Genomic DNA, 16073 nt, shown 5'->3' with positions numbered 1-16073 from the left:
TTGTGACGCGAACACCTCCGTGTGCTGCGGGGGCGTTTCGTCTTCGTGTCCACATGCCCTGATCCCTGGTGCCACCTGTCGCTCGCACACAGACTGGCTTCTGCACGGTCGTGCAGCCACCCCTTGGATCGAGGAAGTTCCATCCGCATGCCCAGTTCCCCCAGACCCGGCGCTCCCCAGCCGCACCCGCCGCATCCGGTCGGGAGGTGCCGTCCGTGCTCCGCTACGTGACACGCAGGGCGGCGGGCTGGTTCCTGGTGATCGCCGTGGCCACCAACGCCACGTATTTCCTGGCCAGTTGGTTCCTCGACCCGCGCTCGAACTTCAAGGAGCTGCGCCCGGTCCGCACCGAGGAGCAGATCTCCCGGGCCCTGGCCCCCTACAACCTCGACCCGCACGAGCCGCTGCTGCACCGCTGGTGGGACTGGCTGACCGGGGTGGTCCTGCGCTTCGACTGGGGCCGCTCCCCCGTCGGGGTCCGGGTGAACGGGGAGATCGGCTACCGCTCCCTGGTCAGCGCCGAACTGGTGACCGGTGCGACGGTCCTGTCCGTCGTCGTCGGTGTCGCGCTCGCGGTCCACACCGCCTCGCGCCAGTACGGCTGGCGGGACCGGGCCGCCCAGGCCCTGTCCATGGCGCTCTTCAACGTCCCGGTGTCCATCGCCGCCCTCGCCCTGGTGCTGCTGGCCATCCGGCTGAACGAGCAGGCGGGTTGGCACTTCCTGTACGTCGCGGGGGAGAACTCGCCCGACGTGGAAGGGTTCTGGGCGACGATCGGCGACCGGCTGCTGCACCTGATCCTGCCGACGCTGACCCTCACCCTGACGGGGTACGTGGGCTACCACCTCACCCAGCGCTCCCTGCTGCTGGACGTCATCGGCTCCGACTTCGTGCGCACCGCCCGGGCCACCGGGCTCACCCGCGCCCAGGCGATACGCCGGCACGCCCTGCGCACCGCTCTGATCCCCACCGCCCAGTCCGTGGCCTTCGGCATCCCGGCCGTCTTCACCGGCGCGGTCCTCACGGAGACGATCTTCGGCTGGAACGGCATGGGCCAGTACTTCATCCAGACCATCAGCAAGAACGACGTGCACGGCACCGAAGCGACCGCCGCCTTCGCCGCCGCCCTGACCGCGGTCGGCGCGATCCTCGCGGACATCGCCACCGTTCTTCTCGACCCGAGAGTGCGGGTGAGCTGAGATGAGTACCCCTGTGACCCCTGTGGGTCCCGACGCGACCGCCGAAGGCGTCCCGGCCACCGCACCCGGGCCGGCCGCCGGTCCGCTGCTCACCGAGCACGACGAGCGGGACGTGCACGACCGCCGGGACGGACACGACGGGCGAGGCGTGCACGACCGGCACGACCGGCACGACCGGCACGACGGTCGCTACCTGGGCCGGCGCCGCCTCTACCTGCGGCGCTTCCTGCGCAACCGGACCGCCGTCGCCGGCGTGGTGATCTTCCTGCTGCTCGTGCTGTTCAGCGCGCTCGGCGACCTGTTCACCCCGTACGGCTACGCGGACACCGACTTCTCGGCCCTGACCCAGTCCCCCGGCGCCGAGCACTGGTTCGGCACCAACCAGGGCGGCAACGACGTCTACGCCGCCGCCGTGCACGGCCTCCAGCGCTCGCTGGTGATCGCGGTGACCGTCTCCCTGCTGACCGTCGCCATCGCCGCGGTCGTGGGCGCGGGCGCCGCCTACTTCGGGGGCCGGGTGGAGAAGGCCACCCTCGCCCTCATCCACTTCCTGCTGATCGTGCCCTCCTTCCTGATCCTCGCCCTGGTCTCGCACCGGCTCGCCGGCGACTGGCGGGTCCTCGTCCTCGTCCTGACGGTGTTCGGCTGGATGTCCACCGCCCGGGTGGTCTGGTCGGTGTCGACGTCCCTGCGCGAACGCGACTACGTGCGCGCCGCGGAGTACATGGGCGTACGCCCCCTGCGCATCGTGGTGCGCCACATCATCCCCAATCTGGGCTCCCTGCTCATCGTCAACCTCACCCTGGGCGTGGTCTCCACCGTGCTCAGCGAGACCGCCCTGTCCTTCCTCGGCTTCGGCGTCCAGACCCCCGACGTGTCGCTGGGCACGATGCTCGCCGACGGCGCGGGCACCATCACCAGCGCCCCCTGGCTCTTCGCCTTCCCCGCCGGGCTGACCGTACTGCTCACCGTCTCGATGACCTTCGTCGGCGACGGTCTGCGCGACGCCCTCGACCCCACGTCCACCACCGGCGCGGCCGGAGGCCGACGATGACCCTCGCACCCACCCACCGCACCGGGCCCACGGCCGGGCCCACCGGCCTCACCAACCCCATTGGCCTCACCGGCCCCGCCGGGCCCGCACCCGTCCTGTCCGTCCGCGACCTGCGCGTCTCCTTCCCCTCCGAGGCCGGACCGGTGGAGGCCGTGCGCGGCGTCGACTTCGACCTCCTGCCCGGGCGCACCCTGGGCATCGTCGGCGAATCCGGCTCCGGCAAGTCCGCCACCGCCCTCGCCGTCATGGGCCTGCTGCCACCCACCGCGCGGCTCGGCGGCCGGATCCTGCTGGGCGGCCGCGACCTGGCGGCCATGGACGACAAGGAGCTCTCCCGGGTACGCGGCAAGGACATCGGCATGGTCTTCCAGGACCCGATGTCCGCGCTCACGCCCATCTTCAGCGTCGGCCGGCTGCTCTCCGAGGCCTTGCGCGTGCACCGGGAGCTGTCCAGGAAGGACGCCTGGGAGCAGGCGGTGGAACTGCTCGACCTGGTCGGCATCCCCGACCCGCGCGAACGCGCCAAGGCGTTCCCGCACGAGTTCTCCGGCGGCATGCGCCAACGCGTCGTCATCGCCCTGGCCATCGCCAACAAGCCCTCGGTGCTCGTCGCCGACGAGCCCACCACGGCGCTCGACGTCACCGTCCAGGCCCAGATCCTCGACGTGCTGCGCCTGGCCCAGCGCGAGACCGGGGCCGGTCTCGTCCTGATCACCCACGACCTGGGCGTGGTGGCCGGCCACGCCGACGACGTCGCCGTCATGTACGCCGGACGGATCGTCGAGCACGCGAGCGTCGACGAGCTCTTCCGCCGTCCGACGATGCCCTACACCGCCCGACTGCTGGCCAGCGTCCCGACCGTGGACGACGGTGTCCAACGGCCCCTGGTCCCGGTCGGCGGAGAGCCGCCGTCCCTGGTCGGCCTGCCCGGCGGCTGCCCCTTCGCGCCGCGCTGCGCGGTGGCCCTGGACGTGTGCCGGACCACCGAACCGGACCTGACCGCAACGGTCCTGACCGCCACGGCCCTGGCCACGCCGGACCTGACCACGCCGGGCTCGACCGCACCGGGCTCGACCGCACCGGGCTCGACCGCACCGCGCTCGACCACGCCGGCCGGGCAGCCCGGGCGCGCCGCCTGCCACCGCGCGCAGGAGATCGCCGACGGAAGCCTCGACCCGGTCGGGGAGGCCGCCCCCGTGCCACCGGCCGCGTCCGCGGAGCGGACCGCCGGCGACGTGGTCCTGCGCGTCGAGGACCTGGTCAAAACCTTCCCCGTCACCAAGGGAGCCCTGCTCAAGCGCCGGGTGGGGACCCTGCACGCGGTCAACCACGTCAGCTTCGAACTGCGCGCGGGCGAAACCCTGGGCCTGGTCGGGGAGTCCGGCAGCGGCAAGACCACCACGCTGCGCGAGGTGCTGCGGCTGCGCGCCCCCGAGAGCGGGCGCATCGAGGTGGCCGGCACCGACGTCGCCACGCTGCGGTCGGCCGCCCAGGTGCGCGAGCTGCGGCGCGAGGTCCAGATCGTCCTCCAGGACCCGACGGACGCCCTGGACCCCCGGCTGACCGTCTTCGACCTGCTGGCCGAACCGCTCCAGGCCGCCGGCGCCGACCGGACGGCCATCCGCTCCCGGGTCCCCCGGCTCCTCGACCTGGTGGGCCTGGACCGCGCCATGGGCGACCGCTTCCCCGCCGCCCTGTCCGGCGGCCAGCGCCAGCGCGTCGGCATCGCCCGCGCCCTGGCCCGCGAGCCGAGACTGCTGGTCCTGGACGAGCCGCTGTCCGCCCTGGACGTCTCCGTGCAGGCCGAGATCATCAACCTGCTCGCCCGGCTGAAGCGCGAACTGGGCCTGGCCTACCTGGTGGTGGCGCACGACCTGGCCGTGGTGCGCTACTTCTCCGACCGCATCGCGGTGATGTACCTCGGACACATCGTCGAATCCGGCGCCACCGAGGAGATCTTCGCCCGGCCCCGGCACCCGTACACGAAGGCCCTGCTGTCGGCGATCCCGGTCCCCGACCCGGAACGCGAGCGCCACCGCGAGCGCATCGTCCTCGCGGGCGAGCAGCCCAGCGCCGCCCGGCTGCCGCAGGGCTGCGTGTTCGTCGACCGCTGCCCGCTCCACCGGGAGGCCGACGAGAGCGTACGGACGCGCTGCCGCACCGAGCGGCCGGCGACCGTCGGCACCCCGGACTGCTCCGACCACCAGTACGCCTGCCACGCGGTCTGACACCCGCGCCTTCCCTTTTCGCCGATTCCCTTCTCACCGATTCCCACAAGGACATCCCATGCGTCGCAAGCTCGCCCTGCCCCTCGCGCTCGCCGCGGCCGTCTCGGTCGCCGCCACCGCGTGCTCCTCCTCGTCCTCCTCCGGCGGCTCCCCCGGCAGTTCCCCCGGGCAGGGCGCCAAGAACACCGCCCAGGTCGCGTCCTCGGTCACCGACTACAACCCCCAGCCGTACGAGAACATCAAGGACGGCGGCACCTACACCACCGCGGGGACCTTCGACGAACAGGGCAACCCCTTCAACGTCAACGGCACCCTGAACGCGCTGCGGATCTGGTCCTGGTACAACGCCGACGCCATCACCTACTCGCCCACCGGCGAGGTCCAGTACAACCCGGACTACTACAGCGACGTGAAGGTCACCGTCGAGGGCGGCGACCAGAAGGTCGTCATCACCCTCAACCCCAAGGCCGTGTTCAACGACGGCACCCCGATCGACTGGCGGGCCATCGAGGCCACCTGGAAGGCCAACAACGGCTCGGACAAGGACTACGCGGCCTCCTCCACCGACGGCTACGACCGCATCACCTCCGTCACCCGGGGCGCGGACGACAAGCAGGCGGTCATCGCCTTCAAGGGCGTCAACGCCTCCTGGTCCGCGCTGTTCACCACCTTCCTGCACCCCCAGGCCGCCACCGTCGACAACTTCAACAAGGCGTACGTCAAGACGGCCCACCCCGAATGGGGCACCGGACCGTACACCGTGGGCACCTGGGACGACCACTCCGGCAACATCACCTTCGTGCGCAACCCCACCTGGTGGGGCCGGACGGGCAAGCTCGACAAGCGCGTCTACGTCAACCTGGAGAGCGCCGCCTCGATCAACGCCTTCAAGAACGGCGAGATCGACTACGCCCCCGTCGGGACCGCCGAGAACCTCAAGCAGGTGAAGACGGTCAAGGACGCCGGGATCCGCAGCGGCGGCAGTCCCTTCGAGTACGCGCTGTACCTCAACACCAAGTCCCCGCTCCTCGGCGACGTCCAGGTCCGCAAGGCGGTGCAGGAGAGCATCGACCGCACGCAGATAGCGAAGATCCGGTTCCAGGGCCTCGACTACACCGAGCCGCTGCCCGGCTCGGCGGTGCTCTACAGCTTCCAGCAGGGCTACCAGGACAACGTCACCGCCGTGCTGAAGTACGACCCGGAGGAGGCGCGGAAGACCCTGGACGCGGCCGGCTGGCAGCCCGGGGCCGACGGCATCCGCGCCAAGGACGGCAAGCAGCTCGAACTCGGCTACACCCTGCTCGGCGACGGCCCCATCGAGAAGGCCACCGCCGGAGCGTTCACCGCGATGCTCAAGGCCGTCGGCGTGAAGGTGGACGTCAACAAGGTCTCCGAGAACGACTTCTCCAAGGTGCTCAGCGACCGCCGCTTCGACCTGTTCATCTCCGGCAACCGCTCGACGGACCCCTTCGGCGCGCGGTACCTGTGCGACTTCTACTGCTCGGACCGTGACTCCAACATCACCGGCTCCGGCACCCCCGAGCTGGACAAGGAGATCCGCGCCACCGGAGAGATCGCCGACCTCGGCCAGCAGATCGCCGCCGTCAACAAGGTCGAGCAGAAGGCCCTCCAGCAGTACGCCCTCCTGCCGCTCTACAGCGGCCCCTCCACCTACGGCATCCGCAAGGGCCTCGCCAACGTCGGTGCCACCATCTTCCACAGCCCGCTGCCCGAGACCATCGGCTGGCAGAAGTAGCACCGCCGGAACAGACGTCAGAGGGCTGGTGGCCAGGGGCCGGCGATCAGTCGTGCGGCCTCGGCGACGATCCTCGCGGCGATGGCCTCCTTCGACTCGGCGACGGCGGGGCTCCAGTCCTCGTACTGGACGCCCTCGCTGACGATCGGCCACAGCGTGTCGGGGTGGCCGAGCGGTGACCACACCTCGTGGCCCAGGAGGTCGGCGCCGATGGCCGGGTGCATGCCGCCCTTCACGATCAGGGTGAGCCACCAGCGGGCGAGCTCCCAGCGGATCTCGCGTTCCTCCGTGGGGGCGTCCGCCAGCAGATCGAGCTCGTCCATCACCTGGTCGAAGAGCTGGGCCGCCTCCGGCTCCTCGGAACGCCCGAGCCCGGCGAGCAACCGCAGCGAGGGTGTGTCGATATCCAGAACGAGCGCCACCAGGCCGGCCCGGATCAGCTGATCCGCGCCGACGCGGCGTCCCAGGACGCGTTCGAGAGCAAGCATCCGCAGGTCGGTGAGCGCCTCCCGCGAGGTGCGGGCACAGGGGTCGTACGGCGTCGTGCCGAGGGCCGGACGCGGGGTGCCGTTGTTCTCCGCGAGGACGTGGGACCAGAAAGGGACAGTGGCTCGGGCGGAGTCCAACTGCCCGGGCAGGCCGGCGAACTCGTGGCGGAGGTAGTCGGTGAGGTCGGCCCCGTAGAGGATGATGTCGGTCTGGTGGACCGACAGGACCGGGTGTCCGACCTGTCCGGGAATCCCCGGCAGGTAGCGGTGGCCGAAGACCGGGACGAGCTGGGGGACATCGGCCAGGAAGGACCGCGCGGTCCTCACGGCGGCCTCGGCCTCCTGCGGCCGCTCGCCCCACGCCGGGTGCCAGAAGCCGTTGTGACGGACGTCGAAGAGCGTGCCCTCGACCGGCCGGTCGAGGCGCTCCCGCAGCACGGCCGGATCGCCGTCGCGCCAGTCGGGCCAACCAGTCCCCAGCGGAAGCCCCGCCCCCAGGAAGACCCGGTGGTCGGCAGCGAACCGAAAGCCGAACCGTGCCTCCACGGCGTCCAGCTCCCGCTCGCTCATGCCTGCGGAGATGTCGGCACCGTGCAGGCGGTGGAGGGTCTGCGCGGCTGCGGCCGAGAGAGGACGGGGCGGCTGAAGAGTCACCGACTCAGCCTAACCGACCCGGCCCCTGGCCTGGCCTGTCAGTGCTGTGACCGGGAAGGTGCTACGGCGGGCCAGGCCCAGCGATGCTGAGCCAGTGCCAGGACAACGGAAGAGAAGGCACCGGCAAGAGGACGAGAGCCGGCGGGATGCTGCTCGCCTCGCTCCTGACATGGGCCGCTGGGAGACGGTCTACGAGACTCAGGACGAGTCGGAATGGCGCGCTCACATCCACCACCTCCGGGCGACGGACAAGTGCATCGACTGGACGTCGGCCCGCCTGGACACCTTCTGCGGACGACTGATGCAGCCGACCACCTACCGGCTGAGCGTGTTCATCACGAATCCGGCGTCCGACCATGTCGAGACTGCCCCTGACAGTTGATCTTGTAGCGGACCTTTCGCCCGGTGAGAGCTACGGGCGGATGACGATAGTGCTGACGGTGCCATTGCCCCAGACGGTGGTGTTCATCATCATCCGGCCGTCGAGGGACGCCACCGTGAACTCCGGCACGAAGCGCGCGGTGAAGAGCGTCGCGAACCCGCTCCTCAGCAGGTCCACCTCACTCCCCACCAGATCCCAGCCATCGAGCAACCGGACCCGAAGCCACACTGTGCAGGGCTCGTCATCCGGATCCTCTCCCAGCCTCTCGCGATCGACGGCGAGCAGATACTCGCGGTTCGCGTCGAAGAGCCCGAACTCCGTCGCCATCCGGTACCAGCTCGCGTTGACCTTGTCGGCCATGTCCGAGGCTCCCACATCGGCGATCTCGTCCTGGTGGGAGCCGAAACGCCCGTGCTCGGGCCCGGCACTCGCGGGCGAGTAGTACGGCGGCAGCGATGGCAACCGGACTTCCCCCTGGATCCGTTCGATGAAACGGAAACCGGCGGGCGCGAGTAGGTTGCCTATTTCGGCATCAGTCAGAGTCACAGCGGCACAGTAATCGCAGGCCGCGCTGCCTTGGCCAGAATTTCCGGCCGATCCGAGATGCGGGTCGGCTCCGACGTTGAGGGGTTGTCCTCGGGCTTCGGCACCGTCAAGAGTTCCACTGGTTCCTCGCCCACCGACGCATCGCCCGCATCCAGGTGCCCGGCGACCAGCACGCCGACACCGTACGCCACACTCTCGACACCGTTCTCGCCATGGTGGCCGCCGCATGCCCCGGGCGGCAGAACCCCGTGCGGAATCACGCTGTCCATCGCACGGCCCTGAAGCACATCTCCTCCCACCGTCGCCCCGGACCGTCCGGCCAACGGTCACGCTCCGTCCTGGCGGCTCGGCGGGCACCTGGCGCCACCGGCCGCGAGGCCCCGGGCGGACGCTGCCGCCGGGACGTCCACCGGCTCAGCGGTTGCCTGTTCGACCCACAAGGGCAGTTCGTCCTGCTGTGCCGCCGGTCGAACGTCCACTGCCGGGGTCTCGTGCACCGCGGATTTCGATCGCATACGCACTGACACGCCACCCGTTCCCGCAGCCGCCGTCCGATCCCCCAAAAGTCCGGCCGAAACTGCGTTCTCCTCGGCCAGCCGATCCCAGATTCTCCGATCATTCGCTGAAGGAACCCCAAGAATGAGATCCTCCTGTTCCACTGGCCGCAGTGATCGCATCCGCCATCTCCCACACGACAGTCCGCTTTATGTCTCTCTGCACTGGCGAGGAGTGGAGCCCACTGGAGGAGCACCACCCCTCTCGCGGCGCGCGTGTCCCCGGTGTAGCACATCAGGGCTCTTGCAAGGTCTGATTTCTGCGGCGTTCGCGCTGGTCAGCTGGGGATGCCGAGGAGGTCGAGAGGCTTGGTGAAGGGCTCGTAGGACAGGTCGCGGACTGCTGCGGCGATGTTGGTGGCGCCGTCGGCGCGGAGGTGGTTGAGCGCGGTGTTGCGCCGTCCGGCCCTGACAGGGCCCGTTTGTCGTGCGACGGTGGATACAGGACCGCGACCCCGCGCATGTGCATTGAGCTGCTCTGGCTTTCATGGAGTCCCTGATGTCTGGGTTTGTTACGATCCAGGCGTAAGGAGAACCACGAGAGTGCCAGCACCCCGCAAGTACCCCGATGAACTTCGTGAGCGCGCCGTGCGCGAGGTCCGCTCGACGGGCCGGCCCGTCGCCCACGTGGCCCGTGACCTGGGCATCCACAAGGAAGCCCTGCGGTCCTGGGTGCGTCAGGCCGAGGCCGACGCCGGAGAACGCGACGATCGGCTCACGACCGCAGAGCAGGAAGAGCTGAAAGAACTCCGCAAGGAGAATGCCGAGTTGAGGCGGGCCAACGAGATCCTCAAGGCCGCCAGCGTGTTTTTTGCCCAGGAGATCGACCGTCCCCGGACGAGGCCGAGCAGGTGATCGACCACCTGCGCGACGGCTTCGGGGTCGATCCCGTATGCCGGGTACTGGAGCTGTCGCCCTCGACGTACTTCGCGCGCAAGCAGCGGCCGAAGTCGGCCCGCCGGCTCCGCGACGAGGAACTGATTCCGCTGGTCACAGCCGTGTGGGAGGACTCCGGCCGCACCTACGGGGCCCGCCGCGTCACCCGCGCACTCGCCCGCGCCGGCCACCAGGTCGCGCGGTGCACCGTCGAGCGCCTGATGCGCGAGCGCGGCATCGAAGGCGTCATCCGCGGACAGCGGCGCCGCACCACCGCGCCGGAGCCCGCAGCGCCACGTCCGCCGGACCTGGTCAACCGCCGGTTCACCGCCGAGCGGCCCAACCAGCTGTGGCTGGCCGACCTGACCTGCATCCGCACCTGGTCGGGCCGGGTCTACGTGGCGTTCGTCCTGGACGCGTACTCCCACCGGATCGTGGGCTGGCAGGCCGCCACCCACATGCGCACCGACCTGCCGCCGGACGCGCTGGAGACGGCACTGTGGCGACAGAAGATCAAGAAGGATGCCGGCCTCATTCACCACAGCGACCGCGGGTCGCAATACGTATCCATTCGCTACACGGAGCGATTGGTCGAGGTCGGCGCCTCGTCATCCGTCGGCTCGGTCGCGGACTCGTACGACAACGCGATGGCCGAGGCCCTGAACGGCACGTTCAAGGCCGAACTGATCGAGCATCAGGGGCCGTGGCGGGACTTCGACGAGGTCGAGCGGGCCGTCTTCCAGTGGATCGCGTGGTACAACAGCGAGCGCCTCCACTCGGCCCTCGACTGTATGCCGCCCGACGAGTACGAGCAGGCGTACTGGACGAGCCCGGAGCAACACCCGCAAGTCGCTTGATCACACGAACGCGGACTCCACGAAAGCCGGGGCAGCTCAAAGTCAAATGACTGTGCGGGCGTCAGGGCAAGGTTGGCTCCGCTCCTGCTCCCGGGCCTTCTCCGGCCCGGCGCGACCTGCCAGATCGGCTATCAGTTCCGGCCAGGGCATGGACCCCGGCGCCGACGGGGAACTGAGCTTCGGGACGAGGTCGGACGGGAAGGGCGGGGCGTGAAACGCATGAGGGTCGGCCGGAGCAAGGCACTGTTCCGGGAAGCGAACCACTGCTTCAAGCGGGCGGACCTCCGCCTGGAGGGCATCCGGGGGCTGCTGGCCCAACCGGAGCGCAAGCGGGCCCGGTTGCTCCCGCTCGCCCGGAAGCAGTGGCTGCTCGCGGTCGAGGACGATCCGGACATCGCGCTCGCCGCGCTCGCCGACGCGGTGACGGACGGCCTGGACCTCGCCACCGACGAGTTCGTGGACCAGGCGCTGGCCCGCTGGATCGACACGTACTGGCCTCGCCTGCCGAAGGAGACCTACGAACGGCTCCAGGAGACCCTGGCCACGACCGGCCGGCCACTGGTCGAACGGATGACCTCGGTTTACCGCACCAAACCACCAGGCCCGTTCGACGAGCTGAACGTCGAACCCGTGATTGGGATGCTGCTGGACTACCACCCCGTGCACCCGCCGATGGACCTGCTGCTGACCGTGGGACCGCTGCGCAGCGAGGCGGACTGGTGGTGCGACGCGGGGTACCAGGCCCTGGGCAGGAAGGATCTGGACCTCGCCGAGCGGCACTTCGCCCGGGCCAACGAACTCGGCAGCCCGCACGTGCGAGAGCGCGTCGCCTACCTCGCGCTCCTGCGCACCCACGGCACCGCCGACCGGGAGTCGGTGCGCTCGGCCCTTATCACGGCCCGCGAGTTGTACTCCTCACCCGACCCCGAACGGCGGCTCTACCTGGGCTGCCGGGCCGTCTTCGCAGGCGTCGAGACGGATCTCGGCGAACTGGCCGGGCTGCACGTCGACCGGAGGGACCTGCGCGACCTCTGGTTGGCCCAGCACCACCTGCGCACGGGCGCGCTCAGCAAGGCCCGTGGGCGGCTGCGCTCGTGCGTGAAGCGCGCCCGCCAGGCCTCCGCTAAGGAGGCGCACCGGCGGCGCCCCCGCGACCGCTCCCCCTACGAGGTGTGGGACGTCGCCGAAGCCCAACTCGCCCGCCTCGCAGGCCGCGAGCACGCCGCGTGGGCGTCCTCGCGAAAGCACGACGAACCGGACGCGAGCTTCCTGCCCGTCCTCGACCGCTGGGACCCGGGCTGGCTATTCAAGCCGCCCCCGGCGCGGCGGAAGGCGCCCGAGGACGCGGACACGGATCAGGTCCGGTAGGCGATCCTGCTCGGCCAGGCGCCAGCAGTTCTTCCGCTCGACGCCGGACAGCAGGGCGAGCACGAAGGCGCGGGCGGTCGCCCGCGGCTCCACTCGGCGGAACCGGCCTGCGATCCGGGCCATCGCCTGGTCGAACATCGCCCGCCAACGGGCTACGTCTATGCTGTGACCCGCGGCCACCGCATGATCGTCATGAGTCCACACAACCCTTGATGATCACGCGGTGGCCGTTCCCGTTCCCACCCGGCCCCGGCGCGAGATCACGAAGTCACACTGGAGTATTAGTGGTTATTGTGAACGAGTACGGCCCCGGGTGCGCCCGGCGGCACCGGCGGCGCGGCCGGTCAGGACGGCAGGAAGCGGGCGCCCGGGCCCGGGCTGCGGTGGACGGAGTCCGGGGTCAGACCGGTGTGGCCGGCGGCGCACGCCAGGACGAGGGTGACCGGTTCGTCGCAGGCGTGGCCGTCGGCGGTGCCGTGGCGGACGACGACCGACGGGCCCTCCTCGTCGGCGAGGTACTTGTCGCCCCACTCCAGCAGGGCGATCACGGTGGGCCGCAGGTCGGCGCCCTTCTCGGTGAGGCGGTACTCGAAGCGCTGCCGGTCGCCGGGTTCCCGGTACGCCACGCGGTGCAGCACGCCCGCGGCGACGAGGCCGTCGAGTCGGGTGGAGAGCAGGTTGCCGGCGATGCCGAGCCGGGCCCGGAACTCCCCGAAGCGGCTGACGCCGTCCAGGGCCTCCCGCACGATCAGCAGCGACCAGCGCTCGCCGACCACCGCGAGGGCGCGTCCGACCGAACAGTTCGCCGGGTCGATCCGTCGCTGGTTCCACTGCTCCGTCATGGCTCGATCCTAGACCGCCCGGAGCACCTGGGTTGACAATCTCTACTCAGCCCCGACTAGGCTCCGGGCCACCTGAGTTGAGAAATTAAATCCAGGAGGCGACGGCCATGCCGATGCTCGACGTCCACATCCCCGACGGCGCACTGCGGCCGGAGGCGGAAGCGGCCCTGCTCAACCGCATCACCGAGATCCTGATCCGCCACGAGGGCTTCGACCCCGCCGACCCGGCCGCCCGCTCGGTCTCCTGGCTCTTCCTGCACCGGCCGGCCGCCGTCTACGTCGGCGGCGAGATCGCGGACGCGCCGCGCTACAAGGTCGTCCCGTCCGTACCCGAGGGCCAGCTCGACGCCCGGAAGCGCGCCGGCGTCATCGCCGACGTCACCGAGGCGATCCTGGACGCCGAGGACGGCGCCTGGCCGCGCGACCCCGGCCGGATCTGGGTCTTCCCCACCGAGATCCCCGAGGGCCACTGGGGCGGCTTCGGCAGGATCAGGCCACTCGCGACGATCCTCGCCCGGCTCACCGGCCACGACCGCGACCGGGCCCGCGGCCTCGCCGCGCAGCGCATCACCGAGAGCCGCGCCGAGCACGCCCGGCTGCCGTAGGAGACCGGCCGCAGCCGACCGCGAGCCCCCGGGCCGTCGGCGGCGCACCGTTGCCCCCGGGCTCCGGAACGTCGCTCCCGCCGGGTTCACCGGTCTCGCGCGTGATGCGCCCGGCATGGTTCGTGTGATCACTATTGGTCTACTCCAATCTGTCCTGAATACGTCGTCACAGCAGGCCCCGGGCTGCCGTTCACTGTTCCTCCCGAGCAGCCGGGTTCGCTGCCGCACGACCGGTCGACATGGGAGGCGGGATGCGAAGGGCCGTACGCTGTCTGGTCGTTGGGGTTACCGCCGTGATCGGAGCCGGCGCGGTGGTGGCCGTGCACGTCGACGGGCGGACACCGCTCGTACCCGCCTTGTACCTGGACGGGCTCCTCGCGGTCGGCTGGCTGTCGCTCCTCGCCCTGGTCGTACCGCGGCGACGGCCCGCGGGCCCGTCGGTGGACGACGGCGACGGGCCGCCGCAGCAGGCCGACCTCCCCCACCGAACGGACGCCGAGCCTCGCGCGACCTCGCACTGGAGGGGTCGCCACGGGCCCTGACCCCGGCCCGACCCCGGCCCGACCCCGGCCCCGCTCCCGACCCCGGCCCCCGCTCCCGGCCCCGCGGAAACCGGCCGAGGTCGCGTCGCGGTCTTTCCGCCGTGGGCGGCTCCTGCCACCATGACGCGAGGACCCCGGAGCGAGGGAGAGCTGTGGTACCGACGGTGCGCGTGAGTTCGGCGGTCATGACCCACCCGGTACGCCTGGTTCAGGCCCGCGAGCTGGCCGAGCGGCTCGGGCTGGACGGCCTGGCGCTCGATCCGGAGCCGGACGGCCCGCCGTCGGCGCTCCGGACGGCCCTGGTCGCCTGGGCGGCGGCGGACTCCGGGGGGAGCCATCACCTCGTCGTCCAGGACGACGTCTCCGCCCCGGAGAACATGGTGGCGCTCGTCGGCCGCGCGGCCACCCGGTTCCCCGACGAGGCCCTGGTGTTCTACACCAACTGGCACGCGCGCAACGGCGGCGCCGCCCGGCTCGCCGCGCTCGCCGGAGCCTCCTGGGTGCGGGCGGTGCCGGACGAGTTCACGCCGTCCCTCGCCGTCTGTCTGCCGCTCGACACGGTGGAGGACTTCCGCCGGTTCGCCACCGGCAGCGCCGAGCGCCACGACGACGAGCTCTTCTCGGTCTTCTTCCGCGAGCGCGGCCGGATGAGTCTGATCGCCGTGCCCAACGTGGTCGAGCACATCGGCACCAGCAGCATCAACGGCCATGCCACCCAGGGGATCCGGCTCGCCGTCTGCCCCGTGGACGCCGCCGACGCCGCACCGCTGCTGGAGCGGGGCCGCGTCCTGGAGGAGCCGGGGTGGATCCCGTACATGCGGTACGGCGAGGGCTACGTCCGGCTGGTCGGCCAGGAGCACGGCCCGGACGGCGGACGGGGTCACCACCGCTGGCTCGACGCCCTGCCGGCGACCGGCATCCCGGAGCGGGCCGTGCGCGATGCGGTGGCGGCGGACATGCCGGAGGACCTGGCGTCGGAGGTGGCGCGGCGGTTCGGCCGGAGCTTCGCCGAGGAGCTGTGGATCCACTGCCTCCTGCTCGGCCGGCAGGCGGCCGAGGCCGCCCGCCGGCTGTCCGGCGACCCCGACGACCCCGGCGACCCCGGCGACCCCGGACATCCCAACGCCCCCAACGCCCCCGGCCACGCCCGCGACGTCCCGCCGGCCGCCCTCGCCCGGCTGCGGGAGGCGGCCGTGGCCACCGCCGGCCCCGCCGGTCTGCCGCCCGAGCGCCGCCCCGAGGCCGGTCCGGACGAGGTACGGCTCATGTCCGCCTTCGCGTGGACCGCCGTCAGGGCCGGGGAGCGGCTGCCTACGGCTTGACCACCGGCATGACGCCCGACGAGTCCTCCGACAAGTCCTCCGCCGCGACCGGGTGGGTGATCCACACCCCGGGCTCCCAGTACGAGCCGAGGTCCCGCGCACGCTCGATCCGCAGCGTGGAGAGGCCTCCCGGGAAGACGTAGTCGCCGTCCTCCGGGAAGGCGAGGCCGGTCCAGCGCTCCCATTCGGCCACCGTCCCGGTGATCCGCGACGACTGTTCCGAGGCTCCGGCGATCGTGCCGCCGGCGCCCACCTGGGTGCGGATCCACGGGTCGAGCGGGGCCCCGTCCGCGCGCCGCCAGCCCGCGTACCGTTCGATCGGCACCAGCGGGTACCGGTCCTTCCAGGTGGGCCGCACCGGTACCAGCACCGTCTCCAGGGCGGCCCGCCGCGCCACTTGGCGCATCGCGTCGAGCAGCACGGTGGAGAACCCCTTGCGCTGGTAGTCCTCAGCGACCTCGATGCCCAGCGCGCACAGGGCGCCGGCGGTCCGGCCCGCCGCGCGGTCCGCGAACGCCCGGGCGATGGAGTCGTCCAGGCCGGGGCCGAGGTCGGCGGCCGTGCCGTCCCAGGTGCGCGGCAGCGAGCGTCCGGCGCCGGCCACCACCTCGCGCACGTCGTCGTACAGGACGAACTGGTAGTCGGGGAACTCCTCGAACAGCCGGTTCCAGTAGGCGTCGTTGACGTCTCCGTGCAGGTTGTACTCGGGCACGATGCCGGCGAACCGTTCCGGCATGCGGTCCCACAGTTCGGGGCGCTCCGCGTGGGTCACCACGACCAGGGCCATCGGACCGTTCTCC

Annotated in this window: 15 protein-coding genes; 10 read left to right on the top strand and 5 right to left on the bottom strand. The window is 71.2% G+C overall.

The genetic code is table 11. From position 1 onward, the window contains the following. The first annotated feature begins 215 nt into the window (after nt 1–215). The 4 genes from ACWGJO_RS05305 to ACWGJO_RS05290 are packed head-to-tail and all read left to right on the top strand — an operon-like array spanning nt 216 to nt 6237. Nucleotides 216–1199 (top strand): ABC transporter permease, encoded by a 984-nt coding sequence (locus ACWGJO_RS05305; protein ID WP_452182238.1) that lies wholly within the window; start codon nt 216–218, stop codon nt 1197–1199. Between the two features lie 13 nt (nt 1200–1212). Continuing rightward, a complete protein-coding gene (locus ACWGJO_RS05300) occupies nt 1213–2253 on the top strand; it encodes an ABC transporter permease (protein WP_452182237.1) in 1041 nt (346 codons plus the stop codon). Then, nucleotides 2250–4481: a dipeptide ABC transporter ATP-binding protein gene (locus ACWGJO_RS05295; RefSeq protein ID WP_452182236.1), complete on the top strand. Its 2232-nt coding sequence runs from the start codon at nt 2250–2252 to the stop codon at nt 4479–4481. Before ACWGJO_RS05300 ends, ACWGJO_RS05295 begins: the two co-directional genes overlap by 4 nt. Before the next feature lie 58 nt (nt 4482–4539). Further along, nucleotides 4540–6237, top strand: a complete 1698-nt coding sequence (locus tag ACWGJO_RS05290; RefSeq protein ID WP_452182235.1) for an ABC transporter family substrate-binding protein — start codon at nt 4540–4542, stop codon at nt 6235–6237. A gap of 17 nt (nt 6238–6254) precedes the next feature. Here the strand turns inward: ACWGJO_RS05290 and ACWGJO_RS05285 are convergent, their stop codons facing one another. Next, complete coding sequence (locus ACWGJO_RS05285; protein ID WP_452182234.1) at nt 6255–7379, bottom strand: hypothetical protein; 1125 nt, start codon at nt 7377–7379, stop codon at nt 6255–6257. Nucleotides 7380–7548: 169 nt separating this feature from the next. Here ACWGJO_RS05285 and ACWGJO_RS05280 point away from each other — a divergent pair, with 169 nt between their 5' ends. Then, complete coding sequence (locus ACWGJO_RS05280) at nt 7549–7761, top strand: hypothetical protein (protein WP_452182233.1); 213 nt, start codon at nt 7549–7551, stop codon at nt 7759–7761. Nucleotides 7762–7791: 30 nt separating this feature from the next. Here the strand turns inward: ACWGJO_RS05280 and ACWGJO_RS05275 are convergent, their stop codons facing one another. Together ACWGJO_RS05275 and ACWGJO_RS05270 are read right to left on the bottom strand one after the other, a co-directional pair. Next, nucleotides 7792–8307, bottom strand: a complete 516-nt coding sequence (locus tag ACWGJO_RS05275) for a hypothetical protein (protein WP_452182232.1) — start codon at nt 8305–8307, stop codon at nt 7792–7794. After that, a complete protein-coding gene (locus ACWGJO_RS05270) occupies nt 8304–8576 on the bottom strand; it encodes a hypothetical protein (RefSeq protein WP_452182231.1) in 273 nt (90 codons plus the stop codon). The genes ACWGJO_RS05275 and ACWGJO_RS05270 overlap by 4 nt, the downstream gene beginning before the upstream one ends. Before the next feature lie 828 nt (nt 8577–9404). Between ACWGJO_RS05270 and ACWGJO_RS05265 the strand changes: the two genes are divergently transcribed. Together ACWGJO_RS05265 and ACWGJO_RS05260 are read left to right on the top strand one after the other, a co-directional pair. After that, a protein-coding gene (locus ACWGJO_RS05265; protein WP_452182229.1) for an IS3 family transposase occupies nt 9405–10594 on the top strand; the annotation gives its coding sequence in 2 pieces (ribosomal slippage) (nt 9405–9669 and nt 9669–10594; 1191 coding nt in all). A gap of 210 nt (nt 10595–10804) precedes the next feature. Further along, nucleotides 10805–11962 carry a hypothetical protein gene (locus ACWGJO_RS05260; protein ID WP_452182228.1) on the top strand — a complete coding sequence of 386 codons (1158 nt, stop codon included), beginning with the start codon at nt 10805–10807 and terminating at the stop codon, nt 11960–11962. A 344-nt stretch (nt 11963–12306) separates the two neighbouring features. Here ACWGJO_RS05260 and ACWGJO_RS05255 read toward each other — a convergent pair whose 3' ends face one another. Further along, nucleotides 12307–12804 carry a winged helix-turn-helix transcriptional regulator gene (locus tag ACWGJO_RS05255; protein WP_452182227.1) on the bottom strand — a complete coding sequence of 166 codons (498 nt, stop codon included), beginning with the start codon at nt 12802–12804 and terminating at the stop codon, nt 12307–12309. 107 nt (nt 12805–12911) lie between these two features. Here ACWGJO_RS05255 and ACWGJO_RS05250 point away from each other — a divergent pair, with 107 nt between their 5' ends. The 3 genes from ACWGJO_RS05250 (at nt 12912) to ACWGJO_RS05240 (ending at nt 15273) form a co-directional block, all read left to right on the top strand. Continuing rightward, nucleotides 12912–13409, top strand: a complete 498-nt coding sequence (locus ACWGJO_RS05250) for a hypothetical protein (RefSeq protein WP_452182226.1) — start codon at nt 12912–12914, stop codon at nt 13407–13409. 293 nt (nt 13410–13702) lie between these two features. Continuing rightward, a complete protein-coding gene (locus tag ACWGJO_RS05245) occupies nt 13703–13951 on the top strand; it encodes a hypothetical protein (protein WP_452182225.1) in 249 nt (82 codons plus the stop codon). Between the two features lie 170 nt (nt 13952–14121). Further along, a complete protein-coding gene (locus ACWGJO_RS05240; RefSeq protein ID WP_452182224.1) occupies nt 14122–15273 on the top strand; it encodes a hypothetical protein in 1152 nt (383 codons plus the stop codon). Here the strand turns inward: ACWGJO_RS05240 and ACWGJO_RS05235 are convergent. Next, nucleotides 15263–16060 carry a GNAT family N-acetyltransferase gene (locus ACWGJO_RS05235; RefSeq protein WP_452182223.1) on the bottom strand — a complete coding sequence of 266 codons (798 nt, stop codon included), beginning with the start codon at nt 16058–16060 and terminating at the stop codon, nt 15263–15265. The genes ACWGJO_RS05240 and ACWGJO_RS05235 overlap by 11 nt on opposite strands. Nucleotides 16061–16073 lie beyond the last annotated feature (13 nt).

The organism is Kitasatospora sp. NPDC054795, assembly GCF_053611565.1.
This window is presented reverse-complemented; position numbering and strand designations above follow the sequence as displayed.